Source organism: Pseudomonas sp. MWU16-30316, assembly GCF_020515645.1.
Lineage (GTDB): Bacteria > Pseudomonadota > Gammaproteobacteria > Pseudomonadales > Pseudomonadaceae > Aquipseudomonas > Aquipseudomonas cerasi.
Genome location: NZ_JAIZAZ010000004.1, coordinates 279,538 through 295,290 on the forward strand (window position 1 = coordinate 279,538; position 15,753 = coordinate 295,290).

Here is a 15,753-nt window from a genome sequence, read left to right on the forward strand (position 1 = left end):
GATAAACGTTACGCGCACTCTGCCGACTTCAGCAAAGAGAGATTTGACTATGCGCGTATTTATAACCGGCGCCACAGGCTTTATTGGCACTCACGTCACTTGGGAACTGATCAACGCAGGCCATCAGGTAGTGGGGCTGACACGTTCGGAAGCCGGGGATCGAGCTCTACTTGCCATGGGAGCCGATCCGCATCGCGGTGATATCGAAGACCTGTCCAGCCTTCAGTGTGGCGTGGAGAAGTGCGACGCGGTGATTCACACGGCGTTTGATCACAACTTCGCGCACTTCGTCGCCAACTGCCAGCACGACGCTCGCGTTATCGACGCATTGGGTTCTGCCCTGGCAGGCTCTGCGCGCCCGCTGGTGATCACCTCCAGCACGGCGATGGGCTCTTCAGCACCCGGGCAGGCCGCAGACGAGGACCACTTCGACCCAGCCCATCCCAACCCTCGCGTCGCATCGGAACTCGCCGGGCAGGCGCTGTTGCAACGTGGCGTCAACATAGTCGTCATGCGCCTCTCGCAAATTCATAACCCGGTCAAACAGGGCTTGGTCAGCGAAGTCATCAAACAGGCCAAGGAGAAAGGCTGCTCGGCCTATATCGACCAAGGTCTTAATCAGTGGTCCGCAGCGCACCTTGAAGACACGGCGCGCCTGTATCGCCTCGCTCTGGAGAAACATCAGCCGGGGGCTCGTTATCACGCGACTGCCGAATCAGGCATCACCTTCCGCCTGATTGCCGAAACCATCGGAGAACACCTCGGCCTGCCCACGCTGGCCTTGCCCGCCCATGAAGCTGCCGCACACTTTGGCTGGCTGTCGACATTCGCGACCAAGGACATGAGCAGCCTGAGCCACAAGACACGCGAACGCTTGGACTGGCAGCCCAAGGGGCCAGGTTTGATTGAGGATTTGGGAAGTTGTTTGAAGGGGTAGTGTTTGCAGGCGGAACAACTCTGCAATTGCAGATGATCATCGTGCCAATGCTCTGCGTTGGCATGCAGTTCGTGACGCTCTGCGTCACACATCTACAGTCTGGCAACGCAGTCCAAGGACCCTACAGAATCGCGTGTAATCAGCGAGATTACTGGTGAGTATCCGCATTCTCAGCGGGATAAAACTCACCCTTGCTGCCCATCCTTTCCAGCCGCTCACGAACGAGCGCCTCGACGCTGGCCACTGCAGCCCGGTCGTCAGGGTTGACCAGTTGCAAGTGCAGGCGACTATTGTTCTGATCGTGGGTACCCTCGCTGAGCATGTCGTGTGTGACGACTTGTTCGCCACGCCACAGACATAGCTGAGTATGGGTATCACCAAGCCATATCTCTTTAACTGATCTGAGGTCAGTTTTAGCCAGTTGGTCCACGGTGATCGTCTTTTCCATTGCCTTGTCCATTGTGCTGTACCTTTTCAGTGAGCCGATACAGGTCTGACGAATAGCCGCCGCGGATCGTTCCCGGCGTCGGCTATTCCACCGCGCCAACGGTAATGAGTCGACGCAAGGATCAAGATCGATCAATCGGTAGTTGCACGCGGCAAAGCTTTATTTCTTCAGCCAGCCCTCAACAACATCGGCACCATGCTCCGCTTTCCACTCCTTCAAGACCTTGTGATTTCCACCCTTGGTCTCGATCACTTCACCGGTTTTCGGATGTTTATAAACCTTGAGTTCGCGCGGCTTACGCTTGCCCGCAGGCTTTTCAGCGGTCTGTCCGCGAGCCGAGGTCTGTGGGTCCAGCAGATTGATGATGTGCTTCAGGCTGAAGCCATAGTGCTCAAGCAGCTTGCGCAGCTTGGTTTCGAACTCGATTTCCTTCTTGAGCCCCTGGTCGCCCTTCATCGTCTCCAGTGCCTGGAGTTGCTCGGCGAGGTGCTTTTCCAGCTGGCGGTATTCTGCGAGTTTGGACATGGTGTTTTCCTTATAAACAGGTGTGCGTAGTTATTGAGAGAGATAGCGCCCGTTACAAGTTCAGCCTATTTTCTGCAGGTTGGTTGGCTTTCAATACGTGGGAGTAACACCATAAGCCGGATTGCCCGAGCTTCCGGTTATTTTCAAAAATGCGGTTTTTCGCGCACAGAATTAACAGCGGTTTTTGCCCATCTGTTCTGCAAGCCAGTGGAAAGTTTTGATTGGTCTATTTCCTGACGCAATAAAACGGCGACTCCATCTATTGAATGCGCGCCAGCGAAAAGCAAGAGCGGAAGGCGAGCGCTTTGACAGCGAACCAAGCCTGGTCGCGTTGAAAATGCAGGAGCAGTGAGCATCAATACCGCTCACTGTTCCTGCCTTGTAGGCGTCCAGGCAACTAAATGTGGGAAGGGGAGCCCACACGCTAGCTGTTCAGGTGATATCAGCTCGCGAGGTCGACGGCGGTTTGACCCACGAGCGTCACGTCTGCCGTATCGGCAACCACCAGGTCGGCGTTGGTGAGCTCTCGCGTGTAGTCGAACCCTGCTAGCGTGACCTGGAACGCATGCCCATCGGCGCCTGGCTCGCTACTGCGCAGGTAGGTACGGTCGGTGTTTTCATCGTAGGTCATGCTCAAGGTGCCGTCGCGGCCGTTGCCAAAACCGGTCACGCCGAGCGCAGCGACGTCGAGCTTGTCCTGGCCCCAGATGAAATCAGTGATCAGGTCGCTGCTGCCCGCATGGCTGTCGGCGCTGCTAGTGAACACGAAACGGTCGTTGCCTGTGCCGCCGGTGAGCTTGTCCGCGCCCACCCCACCGGTAAGCACATCGTCACCGGCGTTACCCTCGAGGGTGTCGTTTCCGGCACCGCCGACGAGGGTATCGTTGCCCCAGTAACCATAAAGGGTGTCGGACTTGTCACCGCCTACCAGACTCACCGAGGTGATCGGCTGCGGAGTGGTCACAACCGTCGCATCACTGGGCGGGGCGAACAGCACAGTGCTGGCGTTGAGCTCATTGACATGGTTGCCACTGAGCAGAATTTCAAAGCGGTTACCGTTGGCATCGGCCTCTAATGATTTAAGCGCGGTGGCATCGCCGGCCAGGTTGAGGACCACCTTCAGCGTACCGTTGTAGCCGTTACCCAGCCCGGTGAAGCCCAAGGCGGACACGTCGATCATGTCATGGCCGTTGCCACTGAAGTCGGTGATCAGGTCGCGGCTGCTGTAGCTGCCACTGGCATCGTTGCGGTAACTGTCGCTGAGCCGGGTATACACGAAGCTGTCGGCACCCGCGCCGCCGCTCAGAGTGTCGCCGCCGGTGCCGCCGAACAGCCGATCATTGCCCGCACCCGCTTCGACGTTGTCGCGGCCAGCGCCGGCCCTCAGGGATTCGCTGGCGTCTGTGCCTTCGAGCAGATCGTTGTGCGAAGTGCCGTTGATCAGCGGCTGGAAGTTGGCATCGGTAACAAGGCCGCTACTGGCCAGGAACTGCACGGCAAAATGTTTACCATTACCGTCTCGCTCGTAGCTTTCCAAAAAGTAAATGCCGCGCAGAGGCTCGCTACGGATGTGCAAGGTATCGCCATAGCCATCGCCTAAATGGCTATAGCCCAAGGCCGACACGTCGAGGGTATCGTGGGCGGGGTCAAAATGGCTGATGGAATCGGTGTGCTCGCCTCCGCCATTGATATAGCTGTCGCCGATGCGGTCGAAGCGGAATACATCATTACCGGCGCCGCCGTCCATACCGTCGTATCCGGCACTGGAGACCATCACATCGTTGCCACCCCCGCTGACTAGCTGGTCGTTGCCGCCCCCACCCATCAGCAGTTCATTGGCCAGCCCACCACGTATGTAGTCGTTGCCAGGAGTGCCCTGCACGATGAGTTCAATCGGGTTATTGCTGACCTGGCTACTGGCGCTTTTGACCTGCAAATTCCCAAGCGCCGTAGGATTGGTGGCGTCCTTGATGTTGAATACCTGGGTCATGCCGTGCTCCTTACTTGCAGTTGGTCCACTGGGGTGGGGTATGACGCCAGTAATGCCGTCTCGTTGATAGCAATGGGCCTTATCCGACGAAGGGGTTATAAGCGGCGGGGGCTTTCCGACCAAAACAGCCCGTTAGTGAGGACGGATAGCGACCTCATTCTCACAAGTGAAACAAGTCACCAAACAATAGGCTTGTCGTCCCAGGCCCAGAAGGTCCCGCTGTCGGCCGGTCCATGTGCGCCTACCACCTCAATGATGCGATCCGCCGAGAAAGCTGGTTCGAACAGTTGGCCTTCGGGCACGTTCGCCTGGAATGGCTGAGACAGCTCCGTGTCAGTCGTGCCTGGGTGTATTGCCAGGACGGTAGAGGCCGGGTTAAGGCGTTTCAATTCGATACTGGCCGTGTGCAGCAACTGGTTGAGCGCCGCTTTGCTGGCTCTGTAGCTGTACCAGCCACCCAGCCGGTTATCGCCAATAGAGCCAACCCTCGCGGAGAGCGCCGCGAAGGTAGAAGGTTGTTTGCGCAGTAGTGGGAGTAGGTGTTTGAGCAGCAGGATCGGAGCAAAGGTGTTTGTCGCGAAACTCGCTTGCAGGCTCGCAAGTGTCAGTTGTGCCAGGCCCTTTTCTGCTTTTGCGCCGTCCTGATGAAGAATGCCTAGCGTACTGATGACGAGGTGCAGATGCTCGCATCCATCAAGCGTCTCGCTCACGAGCGCTTCGAGGGATTGTTCATTGCGCGCGTCGCAGTCGACGCGTTTGATGCGTTGGCCATATTGCTCTGCAAGCGTTGCCAGCTCTGTGGAAGTGCTGGCTTGTCGCGCGACCGCCCATACCTGAGCCACATCATCGCGAGCAAGCAACGCCGCGCACATTGCCAAGCCAATACCTCGGCTGGCTCCGCATATCAGCACGTTGGCCTCGCTGTTCAGTTCGGGTATCAAACTCATAAGGCACCTTGAGGAGCATGGTTGAAGTGTTTTTGACTTCTCTGGGGCAACTATAGCCCTACCGCTTCGCCAACAACCGCGCCAACCCAGCCGTCACCACGACAGCCAGCAAAACGGCAGCTGCGATAGACAGAAGCGCGCCCCATTGCACTATGGAGTACCTGAGGGTCAGGTAGAAACTCACCACCCCCACAGCGCCAATGGCATTGCCGCGGACTATTGCCGCCAGTTCATAACGCCCGCCTTGCACATGGACAAACACGGCAAGCGGCCAGGCGATCACCGGGATCGGCGCCAGCAGCCCACTGACCACCGGCCCGAGCCAGGTAGCGCTTGCGGTGATCGCCAGTAGCAGAAGGGTGGCGGTCAGCATTCGCATCGGGATGACCCAGCGCGGCAGCGCCACGTATGACGCTACGTCCGGCGGTGTCTGTTTCGAGGTAGCAACGATGATCAGCGCAACCATCAGCAGCGTGACAATGATCGACAGCGCCAGTAAGCCCGACAGGTTCACCACAAAGGCCGTCGCGCCATACACCGCGAGAGCCAGGATGCATCCCGTCAACGCTGAAACGCGTCGAGTGACCAGGAAATAAAACAGGTAAGTCGCCTGAATCGCCGCCAGTCCGGCCAGTGCGCCGGGCACCGCCATCGAGGCGAACTGGGTGCCTTGCTCAAGGCTGAGAAACAGCATGACCAGCGCCGAGGTCATCGGCAGGCCGGAAAGCAGCCCTGCCACGCCGGTACCCCAGCGCTTTGCCGCTAATGAAATAGCCAGCATCAGCGCGGGGGTGATGAGTAACTTGAGGTAGAAGGCCGTCATGCAGAAAACTTCACATCCGAAAGTGGGCTGAATGCAAAACCTTTTGGCGGTGGGTAACGATGCATGTCAGCGCTTACTCCATCGCTCGACAGCGCATCCGCCAATCGCCAGAAACAGAAAAGCCCGGCGAACCGGGCTTTCTGAAAACGGGCAGTGCTTATTTAGCGGTTTTCAGCTTGATCACGTCACCAGAAACGGTAGTGGTGTAGCCGTTCAGGACCCAGGCCCAGAACCACTTCTCCTGCACTTGGGTATTGATCAGCGCATCGCCACCCTTGGCCTGAATGGCGCTGTTCTGCGCACGAACGAAACGGTCGTTCTGACGAATCGGGATCAGACCGAACAGCATCAGGCCGGTGGCGCTTGCTTCACTGTGACCGACGACGGTGTATTGGCTGCTGTCGTATTGCGGGGTTTTCATAGGGGTGCCGGTGCAACCCGCCAGAACCAGACCACATACTGCTGCGGCGACAACTTTACTAACTGACTTCAAGGTGAAACTCCATGGGAAAACCCGGATCCACGTCTCGGGCGGCGGTACTTTACTCGCAGGGTTCATGCTTGAGGTAATTTTTTGAAATTGCCTCACAGCGCGCTCACGACCGAGCATCCGCCAACTCCGAGAGTGACTGTTTCCGGTTGTAGCGGGGCGCTCCACCTCCAAGATATTCAGCACACCTGCAAAAGTATTAACGCAGCAGGCGGAAGGTCTCACGCACATGCTCGGTGAGCGTTTTCGGGTTTTCCATGGCCGCGAAGTGGCCGCCGTGCTCGGCTTCCGCGAAGAACCGCAGGTCGTCAAAACGCGCCTGCGCCCAGCGCCGTGACAAGCGCAGCAGCTCGCCCGGGAACATGCTTACGCCGGCAGGGATCGGCATCGCGGGGGCAGGGCCTTGCTGTTGCATTTCGCGCATACCTTCCCAATAGAAACGCACCGAGCTGGGGCCGGCATTGGGCAGCCAGTACAGCATGATGTCGTCGATCAGCGCATCGAGCTCGATTACCCGCTCAGGCTCGCCGCCGCTGTCGGAGGCATCCTGAAACAGTGCATACACCCACGCCGCCAGGCCAACGGGCGAATCCGCCAGGGCGAATACTACTGACTGCGGCCGGGTGCTGTGCACTTTCATGTAACCGGAAAGCTCTCGGTCGTAGCGCTGCGCGTCGGCCAACATGCGCTGTTCTTCAGGCGTGGCCTGGGCGATTTCCGCCTCGGTGGGTTGGTACATGACCATGTTCAGGTGAATGCCGATCAGGCCAGGCGGGCGCATGTGCCCAAGGGCGGTGGTCACGGCCGCGCCCCAATCCCCACCCTGAGCGGCCCAGCGCTGGCCATAGCCCAAACGGTCCATCAACTGTGCCCAGGCCGCCGCCGTTTTGCCCACGCCCCAGCCTGTAGAACGCGGCTTATCACTGAAACCAAAGCCCGGTAGCGCCGGGATCACCAAATGGAACGCATCGCTGGCCTGCCCACCGTGTGCAACAGGGTCGGTGAGTGGCCCGATCATCTTCCTGAACTCAAGAATCGAGCCCGGCCAACCGTGGGTCATCAGCAAGGGCAAGGCGTCACGATGAGGCGAGCGGATGTGCAGAAAGTGAATACCAAGGCCGTCGATCTCGACTCGGCTGCTGTTCCACTGATTGAGTTGGGCTTCGGTGGCCCGCCAGTCATAGCCATTACGCCAGCGCTCGACCAACGCACGCAGACGCTCGAGCCGTGGTCCCTGACTGTTGTCGGACACGGTTTCGGGGTCAGGCCAGCGGGTTTGCGCAAGGCGCTGAGCCAGATCGTCGAGTTGCGACTGGGGGACTTGAAGAGGAAAAGGCTCGATAAGGTAGGTCATTGGTTGCTCCCTTGCACATGGGTACGGGCCAGCGTGTCACGCACGGATGCCCATTCACGTTGGCCATAGCGGTCGTTATCCAGATTGAGCAGCTTGCCGCGCCCGCTCATCATGTCGCGCAGGTATTGCATGCCCTGCCAGGCCGGGAACGGCTTGTCACTGGCCGGCGTGAGCGCACGCACCACGCCGATAAGGGTGGACAGCGTGCCGATATTGCCGGGGCGCAGGGTGCAGTAACGCTGCCCGGTCAGCTCGGTGAGGAGGCTGGCGATCTGCGCAGGCGACAGACTGTTACCGGCAATGCGCAGAAAGCGCGGCGTGTGTGAATCCAGCGCGGCATCGGCGGTGAAGGCGGCTACGTCGTCCTTGGCCGTGAAGTCCAGCGACTGTTGTGCATCACCGAAATGCAGCACCCGCCGTCCGGGCAGCACGATAGGTGCGTCGCCTTCGAGCAGTTCCAGAAAGCCACCGTTAAGGATCGAGGTCACGCTGATGTCGGCCGCATCAAGCTGAGTGACGAAGCGCCGGCGAAGGTCCAGGTTGCGGTTATCACCAGGCCGGGTACGGGTGTAGTCGAGCGAATAATCCGAGGGAATGAACCTGGGCACGCCAGCCGCCACCGCAGCCTCCAACAGCCTGCCCTGCTGCTCGATGATCACCTCTTCCAGGCCGTTGAGCGTAGACACCACACAACACGAGCCGGCAATAGCACGGCGCAGGCCCTGGGCGTCATCCAGTGAAACAGGCGTGATCGTCGTGCTGCTGTTGCGCAGGCCATTCAGCCGGGCTGGTTCAGTGCCCGGCCGAACCAGCGCTATGACATGGGCACCGCGCTCTGCCAAGGCCCGCACGACGCGGTGGCCCAGATCTCCCGTAGCGCCAGCAACCACAATGGGTAAAGCAGTCACGTCATTCACAAGCGCTTCCTTGGTCGTTATGAATAGGTAGAAACGGCGTTCACCTGCTTCCATTTAACTGAACGTTACCGTTTAGTTGACGAACAAACAAGCGGGCTGTAAGTTGCCGGCCATGACAGCGATCAAGACCAAATCCAAAGGCGGCAGGCCCAGGCAAGACCAGGCGGGCGAGGCCGAGCGTCGATTGCTGGATGCCGCCCTGCAACGCTTTCTGGCCTGCGGTTTCGAAGGTACCTCATGCGAAGACATCGCCCGCGCCGCAGGTGCAAGCAAAGCCACCCTCTATGCCCGTTACGCCAACAAGGAAGCGCTGTTCGAAGCCGTGGTGCGACGCCACGTAGCGACCTTGCTGGGGCCCGCCGAAACAACTCCCGCGCTCCCACTCGAAGGCCGCCTGCGGCACGTGGGCCACGGCATCCTCGAACACGCATTGCAAGCCGATACCCTGGCCATGATGCGCCTGGTGATCGCCACCTCTAACCGCACTCCGCTGCTGGCGGCTGAAGTGAATCGAATCGGGTGGGAAGGCGGTTTCATGAGAGTACGTTCGGCGATTTTGGCAGGCCCGGACCAGCCCACGGCCCCTGATGCACTGGCCCGTCAATTCATTGATCTGGTGTTTGCTCCCCATCAGCTTAGAGCGCTGTTGGGGGAGGATCGGGGGGTGTTGATTCAGGGTATTCCGGAGCGGGTGGAATGGGGGGTGAGGATGGTTGGGGCTGCTGGGTTGTTGGGGTGAGGGCTTGTGAGGCAATAGGCCTGAACTGTGAAACCCTAGTGGGGGGCTTTGATCCATGAGGCTTGCTACTGACCTTTACTAATAGCTGAGCCGCGATTGCTGATGGGGCCACATTGACCAATATCATCACGCTAAAAGTGGCAATGCATGGTCGGGACCAAGATGGATTTTTGGCAGTGGCGGCAACAGTTGCGAAATAAGGCAGAAAGAAGAGCACCAGACGGGGGTAGGACCCGATGATTGAATGCTCTGTTTATGAGGCCCGCAGCGATTTTCCCGAGCTTGCAATACAGGTCGGCGGACACGACCAAAGGTGCTTACCCCACATTTTGAGTTTTCTCTGCGGTGACTCGCTAGCGGAGCTGGCGATTTGCTGCTATACAGCGTGCTCGGACATATTTAGTGCTCCGCATCACAAAGGGAATTGGTTTTGAAAATTCTAGCAGGGATAGTCGGCGGTTTGATTCTCGCCATTTTGGTTTCAATGGTTGTTGGAATCGCTGGCGCAGCGTCGCCGGAGACCAGTGGTGCCAGAGGGGCTATCGTTTTCTTTGTGGTTTGGGTCGTAGCGCTCGTCATTGCGATCTACGCTCCAACAGCTGGCAAGGCGTGGCGCCGGCTGCTAGTGATGTCTGGCATAGCTGCATTCATGCTCCCTCTGTCCGGCATAATTTTTACAGGCAGCCACATTGCTACAAATCTTAGTGGTGCTCATTCTGGCGCCGAAAAAGCGGGTGCGGCCATTGGTGGCACACTGGTCAGTGGCTTTTTAGGATTTGTTGGCTTTTTTCTAGGAGTGATTTTTCTTATCATCGGATTATTGGTGGGAAGAGATAAGCAGATCGTTTATGTCCAAGCTCCGCCTATCAAGTAACGCAAAATTGATACTTATGTAACTCCTGCAATCTGATGAAACTATTCGCTGATATAATAGCCGTGACTATATTCTGATATATAGTTTTGTCGAGCCCTTAGCAGATCGAGGAGGGCTTGATTCTAACTCATCTACACCGAATCGCGGACTTATTAAAGCGAAGCATGTCTAGATGGCGGAGGGCTTGAGACCTGTGGTTTCCCCGTCCTGATTTGCCTACCTATTTGTCCAAAGGACAACGCAGCTTAGCAATGTAGCGTCATCATAATGTGGTCAAAAGCAATTACGAAGCCTAAAAACTAAAAGCTGAGCATTCCTCTACTATCCAAATCCTTATGCCCTTGTTCGGTGGCGTTATGAAAAACTGGCTGAAAACGATTCTGTTTGTTTCTGCATTCTCCCCGACGTTAATAGTTGTCGCTGGCGTGAGGTTTTTTTCAACTGACAAGCTAGACACACTGTCTATACAGCTAATAACCATCGCTTTGCTCGGTACAGTTTTACCGATCTTGATAGTGATGTGCATAAAAAGTCAGACAGAGGCCATGATCTTCAAGGCGAAAAAAGTCGAGTCGGCTGACTACTTTTTATTGGTTTTTGTCGCCAGCTATCTTTCTCCAATTGCGATGAAAGCAGTTGAGGTAGAATTTGAAGTGATTTTACTTCTTGTCACAGTGATTTTCTTTGTGGCTTGGGTGATCTCAAATATACCGTCTCATCCCGTGCTCTATTTATGCAAGTATCGGTTCTACAAGATCGAATCTGAAGATGGCATGGTGTACATGCTTCTAACACCAAGACAGATTAATTCACCAAAACAAATAACGTCGGTTAAGAAAGTAACTAGTGGAATGCTAATGGAGTAGTAAATGTTAAACCTTTTTGCGCTTACCAGTAATCCAGCTAAAAGAATCGTTCGTTTCAACCTATCGAGTCAGGTTCAGTCAGATCTGACTGCATATATGAAAGCACAGGAGCGCGCCTTTGATGAGGCCGATCAGGAAGTTGATTTTGATGGAAAATATAAACCGGATCCAGGTGAGGTTCTGTGTATAAGCAACTATGATGATATAGATGATTTAGCCTCCGCAATTAACAATCCACTGGCACTCGATGAGGTGGAGCCGTCCGAGGAGTTCTTCGGTCAAATTAAGGCCTTATTCACAGGATACAATGACCAAGGGAACTTAAAGATATTGCTACAGAGTTTTGATCGCCGAAAGATTATTTCTACAAATGGACTGTCGATCTTTCATTCTGCAAATGTTTATAAGAAGATCGAGGGTATAGGTTTGACCGTTGATCATAAGCTAACTGCAATATTAGAGGAGGGTCGCCTTAGGTTCTTTAGCTTTCATTCCGCACGACAAATATTCGATTTGAGCGAGTATTACAAAGAAGCTACTGATGATGACGTTAAAGAATTTATTGCTGCTGATATGATATTTTCAGCTAACCCTGCAGGGATTCTTGAGGTTTCCGACTCGTGGGTTCGAAGGAAAATTTCATTAATTCAACAAAGCGGTATTTTGCAGAGTATCCCTATCAACGAAATGAAAGCAATTGCATTAGAGTTTAATATACCATTTGAAACTATGACCAATGAAGATGGTGAGAAACTATTATTACCTGAAGCCAAATCCGACCTTAAAAAGCTGCTTAGATTTTTAGATGAAGATTACTATAAGTCACCTTTATCTAAGACTAATTTTCTTAGCAACTCGAAACGGGTTGTTTCGCGTATAACATGATATAGCCTAAAAACGCCAACGAAAGCTGCCTTGACATGTTTTCCATGTGTTCGCATCATCACTGAATTACCATTCAGTAATTTTATAAAGTTAGACAAAATAAAAAAGACTGCACAATGCGGAATTCTCGGGGTGCTTCGAGAAAACCTAAGACAGCTGAAAAAGTTACGTGGTGCATCATGGGGATTCGAACCTACGTCCCCTACCTTCGAAGTCCTAAAAGTAGATATTTAGAATCAATATGCTAGCGGGAATAGCTGGAAGATCAACGAGTTGTGTTACCTGGTATAGTTGGCTTTCACTACATTTGACATTTATTGAATATGGACATAAGTGCTGGGATACACAAAACGAGCCGTTTCGATGACTGGGTGAGTCGGACGGAGAATGATGGTAACGATCGATCTTCACCGCTTTGAGCTGACTCCCTTGCCCCAGCTCGACTGCCTACTCCTCCACTGGCTTCGCGTCTACGGAGACGTGTTGGACTTTATACGGCATAAATCTGACGCCTTCGGCCTTGGTCGGATAGAAGAGCGCTAGATTAATTTCATCGCCTACCGAACTCCGATAAATCACACCGTCAAACCCACCTTTTTTAATAAGTTCGCACAGGTATTGGCTAGGTATATAGTCAACCGCAGCAGATCTTGGTAACACCGGCCGGGTCAATTCCTCACCTAGCCGAACTAGAAACTCGATATCTCCTCTGAGTGCCGCAATCTCTTCAGCATCAGTGCAGATGAACGGCGTAATTAAACTTCGAGGGCTTCTTAAGTCTGCCAGCTTAACGTCATCGACGATTTTGAATTCTGCTACTGTCACAAACTCGCCAGTATGAGGGCGAATTTCTGTAACCGAAGTTAGAATATTTGACGCAACATACAAGTATGGAATTCCGACAGGGTTCGCACGGCCATGGGTTGCTTTGTCTTTGGGAGGTGGGCCCATTTTATCGAGCGGGTAGGGCACTTCTGATTCTTGAATTCTCGCCCTATACCACTCTTTAGGAAGAGGGCCTTTATAAATCAGCTGTGACACTAGGTAAGTAATTCTGTCGAAACTAATGGTCTCTTTCGGAAAGAATCTATTTTCTTCCATTAATTCTTTACGAAGATTTTCCCAGTTGTCGAGGTTTTGGGAGAAGCACTTGCTCGACGGCGTGAAAGTCATGCGCGGCATATTGCCGTCCTGAAATACGTCTGCAAGTAGGTCTTTTGTATTTGCTAAGTCAAGACTACCGAACATCCCCCAATCACTTTTGAACCATTCGCCCAGCGTAGCCCCCTCATTTGCCACTGTGTAGATACCAGTTAGAAGCTCAAAGTATTCTCTGAGTTGAACAGGCTCCACCAGAGGTAGATTGTTAGATTTGCAAAATGAGCATTCACCGTGAGTTTGAGCAATCTGAAAAATTACGGCGTCCAGGTGGCTATCGCCGAAGCAGTTCGGGCAGCATTTTCTCATGATATTTATCCGAGAAAATCAGCTATAACTTCAATATGATGTTTCATTGATAGTTTCTTGATATATCCTAAGCCCGGAAAATGCTTTCTCTTGTAAAGATCAATAAACTCTTTAACAGCCGAAGTTCTCAGAATCTTAGACTCGGGTTCTTCTATCTTTGCGATCAGTTTAGTCAGTGCTTCGTAGAATTTGCCAGCTGGATCGGTAGGCGTATCTTGTCTATCAGATTTAAAGTGATAGATGTACATTGCATCATCCATCTCGGGGTCTATGAACGTCAAGTGAATTGCAACTGCATAAGCAGGGCCCCCGGACTCAGAGTATTCGTCGCCTACGATTAAGAAATCTCCAAAGCCATCTACACCCTCATCCTGGTAGGTGGCGTGTAGGTCCGAGAACGGCTCTACATCTGGATATTTCCTGTTAGCCTGGCGCTTGAATCCGTTACGTAGGAGTACCCGGGTTTTGTCGCTGAAATGTTTTTGATAAAGCTTGCCGCAGTACTCTTCTGCAAACACGTGCAATATTCTACGGTTCCAGTTTTGGGTAACCTCAGCTAAGGTCTTCGGCTCGGTAAATCCAAAGTGAATAAAATATAGGATATGGTTGGGGTAAGTTTTACAAATCTTCAGTACTTCCGCAGTATCGGCCTGATCTGTAAGAAGAACACCTACTGAGACATTTTTGTGGGCTTTAATTTCTTCGGTCACAAACGCTTGGATTGCGTTAGAGCTTTCAGTATGGTCTCCATAAGAAGGGTTAACAATCAAAACTGCTTCAGCACCAGACGCCGATAGAGCTTCGATTGTCCGCTTTAGACCACTCAGCGACTCTCGCACCGGCTCAATTATTGAGACGGTGCCACTTTTTGCCAAAATATCTGCCGACTCTTTGATTGTAAGCAGGTCAAACTGTTTGCCGCGAAAATATGGATAATACATACTATCTCGCCCACTGAAGGGCCTCCCTGATTGATGTGTTTAACGCGTCCAGCAGCGTCGTTTGTTCTCGTAACTTCAATGGCGTTGAGAGGATTGCGGCCTGTAATGAGACAGGTAGCTGTGGCAGTATTCCTGACAGCGGTAAGGAGTTTCGTGATTTCCTAAGAACTTTGACCATGGTATCGTGCGTGGTCGCAGGATCTAAGCCCTTAAAAATCTCACGGATCGTAGATCTAATTTCTGTATTAGCTACGTCTGGTGGAGTAATACCAAAAAGTCTGAGAATCTCCAACGACTCACGTATCTGGATAGAATCAAATATTATCTCCGGAGACACTTGCTCCGGAGATTCGTGAGCTTCTCGGATTGTTGAAATTCCAAATCTCTTGTTTAAGAGAAGTACACCCACGTCTGCTCTGGTTGTTGAAACTATTTCATCTAGATGATTTTCCCCAGTTATCACATAGACTTTTGAAAAAAACTGCTTGTAGGTTTCAACTTGGCCTTGCAGTCGGCCTAATTTGTCACGCTCCGACTTTATTTCGTAAGCCGTGGATGTCCCATTAAATATGGCGATGTCCGCTTTGCACTTCCCAACACGAAACTCAGTGATCAATGAGGCAGTCTTTAAGGAGTGACGCCCTAAAAGAAGTTTATTTGTAATTGCTGCCTTGTATGCATATTCGTGCCTGTAATCTCGTTTTCGTAGGAGATTAAATGCGCTTTCGAAAATCGAACTTACGGGAGATGCTAGGTTTTCTTCACTGACAACCAATGAATCTTTGATGAGTCTCGAAAACAATGGAGACTTGCCTTTTTGAGCAAGCTCTCGGATAACTGTGGCCGAAAACAGTCTGGCAACCGCTGACTGCTGACTACCGTCGAGAACTTTCATTTCCAAACTCATGAGGTCAAATCTCTATTCCCGCAGTTTTTGTAATGCTTCTTTTGGTTCGGATTGGTGGGCGTGACGATTGCGCGGATTCTGACAGATCGCCTGATCCTAGTCGCGTGATTTGTCACCTTCAAGCCCAGTGGAGAGTTGCCAAGCCCCGTCTGGAAACCCAGATATCAGGGCGGTCGTTGTCATCCCCCAGGTGTGCTGGGGGGACAACGGCGTGCGCCGGGTGAAGACTGTTCCGGATACAGTGGATCGGGGACTGTCTAGCGGGATGCAGTTGAGATGATGGCACTGCCTGGCAAGGTACAGTCCTAAGCAGAATTTGCGACCCAGTGACGAAATGGAGCCTGACTTTCTCCGCCTACGCCTATCGGCCAACAGCTACCCATCAGATGCGTCTATCAAAAAGGATCACTCACGGAGCCAGTCCCCTTCCAGTATTTGCCGAATCGGTTCGTCGTGTGAGACTCGGTGGGCGGTACTAATATATATAGCGTTTGTCTTTCCTCAATCCGCCTAAATAGGAGCGTAGAAAATTCAAAGCATTCGTAGTTGCGACTAGCCATACTTTGTGGCGAGGTGAGAATCCACAGGATCGAGCCTGTCCATTCGAAACCCTGAGCAGTCCTAGGTTTTACGTTAACTAGAG

16 protein-coding genes are annotated in these 15,753 nt (G+C 53.2%); 5 read left to right on the forward strand and 11 right to left on the reverse strand.

Going from position 1 to position 15,753, the window contains the following annotated elements:
- Positions 1–49 precede the first annotated feature (49 nt).
- A complete protein-coding gene (locus LCH65_RS15980; protein WP_151342115.1) occupies positions 50–937 on the forward strand; it encodes an SDR family oxidoreductase in 888 nt (295 codons plus the stop codon).
- Between the two features lie 148 nt (positions 938–1,085).
- Here the strand turns inward: LCH65_RS15980 and LCH65_RS15985 are convergent, their stop codons facing one another.
- The 8 genes from LCH65_RS15985 to LCH65_RS16025 all read right to left on the reverse strand — a co-directional run bounded on the left by LCH65_RS15985 (position 1,086) and on the right by LCH65_RS16025 (position 8,431).
- Positions 1,086–1,385: a hypothetical protein gene (locus LCH65_RS15985; RefSeq protein ID WP_002555839.1), complete on the reverse strand. Its 300-nt coding sequence runs from the start codon at positions 1,383–1,385 to the stop codon at positions 1,086–1,088.
- 159 nt (positions 1,386–1,544) lie between these two features.
- Positions 1,545–1,910: a histone-like nucleoid-structuring protein, MvaT/MvaU family gene (locus LCH65_RS15990; protein ID WP_003435103.1), complete on the reverse strand. Its 366-nt coding sequence runs from the start codon at positions 1,908–1,910 to the stop codon at positions 1,545–1,547.
- A 442-nt stretch (positions 1,911–2,352) separates the two neighbouring features.
- A complete protein-coding gene (locus LCH65_RS26290) occupies positions 2,353–3,900 on the reverse strand; it encodes a M10 family metallopeptidase C-terminal domain-containing protein (RefSeq protein WP_054082325.1) in 1,548 nt (515 codons plus the stop codon).
- Between the two features lie 176 nt (positions 3,901–4,076).
- Positions 4,077–4,847 carry an SDR family NAD(P)-dependent oxidoreductase gene (locus LCH65_RS16005; RefSeq protein ID WP_072365241.1) on the reverse strand — a complete coding sequence of 257 codons (771 nt, stop codon included), beginning with the start codon at positions 4,845–4,847 and terminating at the stop codon, positions 4,077–4,079.
- 58 nt (positions 4,848–4,905) lie between these two features.
- Positions 4,906–5,670: a hypothetical protein gene (locus tag LCH65_RS16010; protein ID WP_151341937.1), complete on the reverse strand. Its 765-nt coding sequence runs from the start codon at positions 5,668–5,670 to the stop codon at positions 4,906–4,908.
- Positions 5,671–5,827: 157 nt separating this feature from the next.
- Positions 5,828–6,163, reverse strand: coding sequence for a hypothetical protein (locus tag LCH65_RS16015; protein WP_016566852.1), 336 nt, complete (start codon positions 6,161–6,163; stop codon positions 5,828–5,830).
- Positions 6,164–6,359: 196 nt separating this feature from the next.
- Positions 6,360–7,514 (reverse strand): epoxide hydrolase, encoded by a 1,155-nt coding sequence (locus LCH65_RS16020; RefSeq protein WP_122266074.1) that lies wholly within the window; start codon positions 7,512–7,514, stop codon positions 6,360–6,362.
- Positions 7,511–8,431, reverse strand: a complete 921-nt coding sequence (locus tag LCH65_RS16025; RefSeq protein WP_151341938.1) for an NmrA family NAD(P)-binding protein — start codon at positions 8,429–8,431, stop codon at positions 7,511–7,513. The genes LCH65_RS16020 and LCH65_RS16025 overlap by 4 nt, the downstream gene beginning before the upstream one ends.
- Positions 8,432–8,543: 112 nt before the next feature.
- Between LCH65_RS16025 and LCH65_RS16030 the strand changes: the two genes are divergently transcribed.
- From LCH65_RS16030 to LCH65_RS16045, 4 genes are all read left to right on the forward strand, one after another.
- A complete protein-coding gene (locus LCH65_RS16030; RefSeq protein WP_226439615.1) occupies positions 8,544–9,170 on the forward strand; it encodes a TetR/AcrR family transcriptional regulator in 627 nt (208 codons plus the stop codon).
- A gap of 430 nt (positions 9,171–9,600) precedes the next feature.
- Positions 9,601–10,044: a hypothetical protein gene (locus tag LCH65_RS16035; RefSeq protein ID WP_128774507.1), complete on the forward strand. Its 444-nt coding sequence runs from the start codon at positions 9,601–9,603 to the stop codon at positions 10,042–10,044.
- A 356-nt stretch (positions 10,045–10,400) separates the two neighbouring features.
- Positions 10,401–10,910: a hypothetical protein gene (locus tag LCH65_RS16040; protein WP_122302377.1), complete on the forward strand. Its 510-nt coding sequence runs from the start codon at positions 10,401–10,403 to the stop codon at positions 10,908–10,910.
- Positions 10,911–10,913: 3 nt separating this feature from the next.
- Positions 10,914–11,795 (forward strand): Kiwa anti-phage protein KwaB-like domain-containing protein, encoded by an 882-nt coding sequence (locus LCH65_RS16045; protein WP_128774506.1) that lies wholly within the window; start codon positions 10,914–10,916, stop codon positions 11,793–11,795.
- Between the two features lie 447 nt (positions 11,796–12,242).
- On the opposite strand, the gene LCH65_RS16050 is transcribed toward LCH65_RS16045, so the two are convergent.
- From LCH65_RS16050 to LCH65_RS16060, 3 genes are read right to left on the reverse strand one after another with little or no spacing between them, the layout of a single operon-like run.
- Positions 12,243–13,262, reverse strand: coding sequence for an RES family NAD+ phosphorylase (locus LCH65_RS16050; protein ID WP_128774505.1), 1,020 nt, complete (start codon positions 13,260–13,262; stop codon positions 12,243–12,245).
- A 5-nt stretch (positions 13,263–13,267) separates the two neighbouring features.
- Positions 13,268–14,203: a sce7725 family protein gene (locus LCH65_RS16055; RefSeq protein ID WP_128774504.1), complete on the reverse strand. Its 936-nt coding sequence runs from the start codon at positions 14,201–14,203 to the stop codon at positions 13,268–13,270.
- 1 nt (position 14,204) lies between these two features.
- Positions 14,205–15,098, reverse strand: a complete 894-nt coding sequence (locus LCH65_RS16060; protein ID WP_223272503.1) for a sce7726 family protein — start codon at positions 15,096–15,098, stop codon at positions 14,205–14,207.
- Between the last annotated feature and the right edge of the window lie 655 nt (positions 15,099–15,753).